Annotated in this window: 2 protein-coding genes; both read left to right on the top strand. The window is 74.9% G+C overall.

Annotated features, from left to right (window positions below; translation table 11 throughout):
* Window positions 1-902 (top strand): AAA family ATPase (locus tag E1298_RS46680; protein ID WP_131903766.1); only part of this gene is annotated, 902 nt, incomplete at its 5' end.
* Window positions 903-920: 18 nt separating this feature from the next.
* A partial coding sequence (locus E1298_RS46675) for an SAV_2336 N-terminal domain-related protein (protein ID WP_279499780.1) occupies window positions 921-1733 on the top strand: 813 nt, incomplete at its 3' end.

The following is a 1733-nucleotide window of genomic DNA, read 5'->3' as shown; positions in this document are numbered from 1 at the left end:
CCCCGCCCTGGCGCGCCTTCGACGGCGGCCCCGCCCTGCCGCCCCCGGCGGGCGGCTCCGGCAACCTCCACCAGGCGACCACGTACCGGCCGTCCGACGACGCCGTCCAGCAGGTGAACGCCGCGCTGTACCTGCGCCGCCCGCTGCTCGTCACCGGCCCGCCCGGCACCGGGAAGTCGACGCTCGCCTACGCGGTCGCCCACGAACTCGGCCTCGGACCCGTCCTGCACTGGCCCATCACCAGCCGGACGACGCTCCGCGACGGCCTCTACCAGTACGACCCGCTGACCCGCCTGTACGCGGCGGGACGCGAGGGCGCCCCCGCCGACGAGGACGTCGGCCGCTACATCCGCCTCGGTCCCCTGGGCACCGCGCTGCTCCCGTACGCCCGTCCCCGCGCCCTGCTCGTGGACGAGATCGACAAGAGCGACATCGACCTCCCCAACGACCTGCTCACGATCTTCGAGAAGGGCGAGTACGAGATCCCCGAGCTGTCGCGCCGCGCGGACCCGTCCGCCGAGGTGATGACCGCCGACGGGCCGGGCGAGCGCGTCACCGTCACCGCCGGGACCGTCCGCTGCGGCGCGTTCCCGCTGGTGGTGATGACCAGCAACGGCGAGCGCGAGTTCCCCCCGGCGTTCCTGCGCCGCTGCGTCAACCTCGAACTGCGGCAGCCGTCCGGCGAGGCGGAGCTGTCGGCCATCGTCCGCGAGCACCTCGGCCCCCTCGCCGACCAGAGCGACGACCTCATCCGCCGCTTCTTCGAGCGCTCGACGTCCGGCACGCTGGCCACCGACCAGCTCCTCAACGCCGTCTACCTGTGCGGCCACACCGGCGCCGAGGACCGCCGCGCCCTGGCCGACCGCATCATGCCCTACCTGACCGGGCCGATCGATGACTGAACCGAGGGTCGGGCCGCCATGAGCGGATTCGATCGCCTGCGCGGCGTCCTGGCCTCGCTCGCCCCTCCGGAGGCGCCTCCGGACGCGCAGGAGCTGAGCGAACTGCTGTGGCTGGCCTGCCACATGTCCGCGCCCGCCCAGCGGGCGCCCGAACCGGCGGCGCCCGGCCTCCCGCCCGTTCCGGAGGAGCCCGCCGCGCGGCAGCCGCCTTTCGTGCCCCCGGCCGCCCCCGATACGCCTCCGGCTTCCGATCCGCGTACGGCCCTCCATCCCCGTCCCACCGCCGGGTCGGAACCGGTGGGCGAGGCCACGGAGGTCCTGGTCCCGACGGCGCCGATGCTGGCCGACCCGCGCGGCGTGCAGCGCGCGCTCCGGCCGCTGAAACGGCGCGTCCCGTCCCGGCACCGCCTCGAACTGGACGAGGAGGCCACCGCGGCCCGCATCGCGGACACCCGCCTGTGGACGCCCGTCCTCGTCCCCGCACCCGAACGCTGGCTCACGCTCACCCTCGTCGTGGACTCGGGCCCGACGATGCGGCTATGGCATCCCCTGGCCCGCGAGCTGGCCGAGGTCCTCCTTCGCCAAGGCGCGTTCCAGGACGTGCACGTCAGCCACCTGGACGCCACCGGCCAGGTCTCCTCGTCCCCTGATTCCCCGCCCAAGGATCCCGGCACGCTGCTCGACGCGTCCGGCCGTCACGCCGTCCTCGTCCTCAGTGACTGCTCCGGCCCCCACTGGTGGGACGGACGGGCCGCCCGTACCCTGCGGCGCTGGGCCCAGGCCGGCCCGACCGCGATCCTCCAACCCCTCGCCGAACGCCTCTGGAGACGC

This window comes from Actinomadura rubrisoli (assembly GCF_004349215.1).
In the GTDB taxonomy this organism is placed as follows: domain Bacteria; phylum Actinomycetota; class Actinomycetes; order Streptosporangiales; family Streptosporangiaceae; genus Spirillospora; species Spirillospora rubrisoli.
Note: the sequence above shows the minus strand (reverse complement) of the source record. Positions and strands in the feature narration are given on the sequence as shown.